3 protein-coding genes and 1 pseudogene are annotated in these 4,613 nt (G+C 40.9%); all 4 read left to right on the top strand.

Features of this window, described 5'->3' with window-relative positions; genetic code table 11:
- Positions 1-512 (top strand): annotated as a pseudogene (locus tag PVV65_RS09095) (hypothetical protein); the annotation flags it as partial.
- 39 nt (positions 513-551) lie between these two features.
- Positions 552-1,979: a hypothetical protein gene (locus PVV65_RS09090; protein ID WP_273789944.1), complete on the top strand. Its 1,428-nt coding sequence runs from the start codon at positions 552-554 to the stop codon at positions 1,977-1,979.
- A gap of 2 nt (positions 1,980-1,981) precedes the next feature.
- Complete coding sequence (locus tag PVV65_RS09085; protein WP_273789943.1) at positions 1,982-4,138, top strand: hypothetical protein; 2,157 nt, start codon at positions 1,982-1,984, stop codon at positions 4,136-4,138.
- Between the two features lie 15 nt (positions 4,139-4,153).
- Positions 4,154-4,613 (top strand): transglycosylase SLT domain-containing protein (locus PVV65_RS09080; RefSeq protein WP_273789942.1); only part of this gene is annotated, 460 nt, incomplete at its 3' end.

The following is a 4,613-nucleotide window of genomic DNA, read 5'->3' as shown; positions in this document are numbered from 1 at the left end:
AAGATGAGTTGCGCAAGGCGAGTGGTTCTGTTTATGCGCGGGCAATGTCTGATCAGTACGATAAGGATTGGCAACGCATGATGCAAGCAAATTCGATGATTGATCAATTGAATGAGAACCGCTTAGGGATGGTAGGCAATCTATTCCCCGCCTACAACAATGCTTATTCCAATATGTTGCAGGGAAGCGGTGTTTTGAATGATTACAATCAACGCTTAGTTGATGCCAACCGCGAACGTTGGCTGGAGCAAGACAATAGAGGTTGGAACAGACTGAACATGTTGATGAATGCTGGTCATGGTTTTGCAAGAAATTACGGTACAACAACGAATAATACGACAGTTTCTAAGACGCAAGGCAACGATCCTTGGAAGAATGTAGGAACTATAGGTTCTTTAGCGCTTCAAGCAGCACCAATGGCTTTTGGTTATATGGCAGGTGGTCCAGCAGGAGCGGCGTTGGCAGCAGGAGTGTCGAAAGAACTCATCGACTTGATTAATAAGAAACAATAACTGAAGAATAATTAAACAATAGCTTTGTAGGAGAGTGTGATGGCATTTCCATTATTATTTCCATTACTTGCATCAGGTGGGCTGTTATTGAGAGCTTCTCCGCATATTTTTAGATATCTTGCTCCTAAAGCGGTTACAGGTGCGAACAGATTGGGACAATTAATAACAAAGAGTCCCGTGGGAAAATTCGCAACAAAGAACCCAAAATTTACTGCATCGATGGTTGGTGGGTCAGCCATTGAAAGTATGATGTCACCAGAGGAAGCACATGCACCAACTGGACCAAAGTTACCAAATATGCCTCAACCACAAGAACCATTCCCTCCTAATATGGTTTCTGGAGCGGAAATGCCTCTTGGTGTAGGAAATCATCCACCTCTTCCAGAGGCACTGGAGGATAATCTACAAGAACTTAAACCTAAAGTTGATGTCCCTCAAGCACAACCATTAGTGTCCACAGCACAAACACCGCCTTCTGAACCAACAGATTTAGATAAATTTTTACAGTCCAATACTTATAAGTTTTTTCAATCAGATGCTTACCAGAAACTTAAAGATCTTTTTGCAGGTATGTCGGCAGCACCATCTGATGGCTCTGGATGGGATGTGCTTGCAAGTGGAGTGAAGCATCTTAATGAAGGCGATAAACAAAGAAGACAGGTTAACCAGACCGTCGAGTATCTAAAATCCAAAGGCTACAGCGAAGAAGAAGCGCGGGTTATGGCAAGTAATCCTCAAATGCTTAGTGCATTGCTAACAGGTGATGATACTCCTAAGTTACTTGCGGGGCATGAATGGTATACCAATCCACAGACAGGTAAACGTGGACAGAGACCGATGGAAGGGACTCTACAGGAATTGGAGTATAATCAGAAGCTACAAGCACAGAAAGAATGGGAGAGTAAAAAGCAAAAAAATATTATTTATACAAAACATCAGATGAATGCTGGGATAGATGCTATTCGTGATTCAATTGAACTCATTCACAAACATAAGATTAACGGCTTTAAGGCATGGGCGACACGTGGAATTGGAGGAACCCCTGCGAAGGAATTAGAACAATTATTTGATACGATTAAAGGTGGAGCACTAAAGACGGTATTTGAAAGCTTAAAATCAATGAATCCTAACGGACATATGAGTGTTGGTCCTATATCAGATTTCGAAAGTCGGACGATGGTAGCAACTTTTGGTTCTTTAGATTCTGCGCGTAATACAAAGGGGCTACTGAAAACTTTAAAGAATCTTGAAATAACATTTAATGCTTTAAAGAAGCTTGATCAAACTGATTTGCATAATTGGATGACGGGGAAAATAACACCTCAAGAAATCTCTGCTAAATATTCTACTAATTCGCAAGACACTATGGAATTTGTGAAGGTATCCAGTCCCAAAGAGAGTGCTAAATTTGAGATAGGAACAAAAATTCAAGATGCAGATGGTTATATTAGAATAAAGAGATATTAAAGATGTTTACTCATAAAAATGCTAACATGGATGAACATCATATTTGGAATGATGATCAGTACCCTATTATTGGACACATATCAGATTATAAAAAACGCTCTTCAAATAGTCATATTTGGAATGATGATCAGTATCCTATTATTGGACATATATCAGATTATAACAACCATTCTTATGAAGAAGAAGCACAGCCTCCAGAAATCACGCAAGGCGAAGCGTTTTGGAACTCTTTAAAACATGGATTGAGTTTTAATTTAGACGATGAAATTGCAGGGATTACAGCGGCAGGACGTAAATCTGATGATCAGTTGGCAATAAAGGCTTTTTGGGATGGGCTTATCAACTATTGGAGTGGAGATAAGCAAACCAGAGAGAAATATGAGAAAGAAGTCAATAAAATCCGTGATTATCAACGTAGAGTAAGTGATGCGCATTATTGGACGTCTTTAGGTGGAAATATTTTAGGGTCAATAATCCCTTCACTTGCAACTTTAGGAATAGGAGGGGCAGCAAGATTAGGAATTCTTGGGTCCAAATTAGGTCAAGCATTTTCAAAATCTGGTCCATCTCGTATAGGAGCAGTCGTAAACCCGTTTTTAGGTATCACGAACAAAACAACGTTGCCTCATTTGCTTAAAGTAGGAGCGGCATCTGGTGCATTACATGGAGCAGGAGAGGGCGAAGGATTAGGTAATACACTTACCAGTACGTTAGCTGGTGCTGGTTTAGGAGCGGCAGGGACAGCGGTTGGAAGTGCTTTAGGTCATTTGGCTGGTTCTACTGTCGGTGGAATAGGAAGACTTTTTTCTCTGTCTCATAAGCAAGGCGTTGAAAAAGCAACATTAAGAGCAATCAGTAAACATTTAGGCAGTGAGGCATCTGAGGAGCTAGGAGAATCTTTTAAGAAAGCTGTTGATACCGATTATGTAGCTGATCATAGTCCTTTTTTACAAGATCTTGTATTTGATATAGCACAAAAGAACCAAGGGGCTTATCTTGATTTGACCCAAAAAGCTTCTCAAAGGGCGCTTGGAGGAGGAGAGCGTATTCATCAAGCAGCAGATAAATACTTTGTTCCTCGTCAAAACGTTGTAGGTTTAAAAGGAGATCTTATCGCGAGTAGAGAGGCAGCATCTCATGATCTTTACGAAATAGCCAAGAAGACCCCGATAGGGAAACACCATTATGGCGCCCTTAATGAATTAATGAAACGCCCTTATTTCAGACAAGCTTATAGAGAGGGGCTACAAGAGTTCACGAGTAAAGGCATAGAAGTTGGTCCATTTTCTTCTGCAAAATTTGATCTCCTTACAGAAAAACCCAACATGGGTGTCCTCCATGAAACGAAGGTTAAACTTGGTATTATGAAAGATGCAGCTGAAAAGATAGGAGATAATAGTAAAGTTCATACCTTAGTTGATATCCAGAAAAAATTGTTAGAGATTATGGATGCTGTATCGTCCGAATATAAGAAGGCACGTGGATTGTTTCATCAATATAGTTCTCATATAGATGCTATGCGTGAAGGTTCCAAAATCCTTAGCAAGGCGATTAATACAGATGAATTCAGTAAAATTTTTGATGAATTACCAAAGGGACAACAAGAATATTTTAAAAAGGGCTCAAGAGGCGAACTTCTCAAAGGTATGGGGCAAACAGGAGATAAAGTCTCCAAGGCAAAGGAGATTTTTGATACGGACGATCTGTATGATAGGTTTGCAAAGATTTATGGATCAGATCAAGCATCTGCTGTTAAGAATGTTATCAAGAGAGAAGCCGATTATGCAGATTTTTACAACAGAATACCAAATCGTATAGCGGATAAAAATATATCTTTTACGCATAATGTCAATGTCCCAACGAGTAAACATGATGCAGCCATGCAAGCAGGGAAAGCAGCGTTGAAAGCTTCTTGGATACCTTTCAAAGAAGCAGCGTTTAGAGAGCGTCAACGGATTGAAAAGGATGTCGTCAAGTTGTTGACAGGTGGTTCAGATATTTCGAATGAGAAAATTATAGAGCTCATTCAAAATATGGTGAAAGCGCGAGAGAAGGGATATGCTACAAAAGAATGGGTGAAAAAACTATCTGCTGCTCTGTTTGGAGGTGGAGGGAAAGCCTCAATAGAAGACTTGAATGTATTGAGTGCATTTGAGTAAGGGGAGCATTAAATTATGACCCGTTATAGCCCTTCAGTTGATCAAGCGATACGTCAAGCAGCAGCGCGTTATGGCTTGCCGGAAAGCTATTTATACCGTGTTGCGCAAGTTGAGAGTGGAGGCAATCCCAATGCAAGGAATCCGCGCTCTTCTGCGGGTGGTTTGTATCAGTTTATAGATAGCACAGCCAAGCAATATGGTTTGCAGGACCGTTTTGACCCGATGCAGGCAGCCGATGCGATGGGGAGATTGACCCTTGATAATCGCAACCATTTAAGCCGTGTATTGGGAAGGGCGCCAACAGAGGCAGAATTATATTTAGCCCATCAACAGGGCGCAGGAGGAGCCACCCGTCTTTTACAAAATCCCCATGCCAATGCAGCGCAATTGGTTGGCAGCAATGCGGTTGGTTTGAATGCAGGCAATAATGCAATGCGTGCAAGTGATTTTGTTAATCGTGTTTTTCAAATGTATG

Source organism: Bartonella sp. ML70XJBT, assembly GCF_028618425.1.
GTDB lineage: Bacteria > Pseudomonadota > Alphaproteobacteria > Rhizobiales > Rhizobiaceae > Bartonella.
Note: the sequence above shows the minus strand (reverse complement) of the source record. Positions and strands in the feature narration are given on the sequence as shown.

What these genes read in the sequence shown, in the direction of transcription:
- PVV65_RS09090 (WP_273789944.1), top strand. Translation starts at nt 552, where the DNA reads ATGGCATTTCCATTATTATTTCCATTACTTGCATCAGGTGGGCTGTTA.
- PVV65_RS09085 (WP_273789943.1), top strand. Translation starts at nt 1,982, where the DNA reads ATGTTTACTCATAAAAATGCTAACATGGATGAACATCATATTTGGAAT.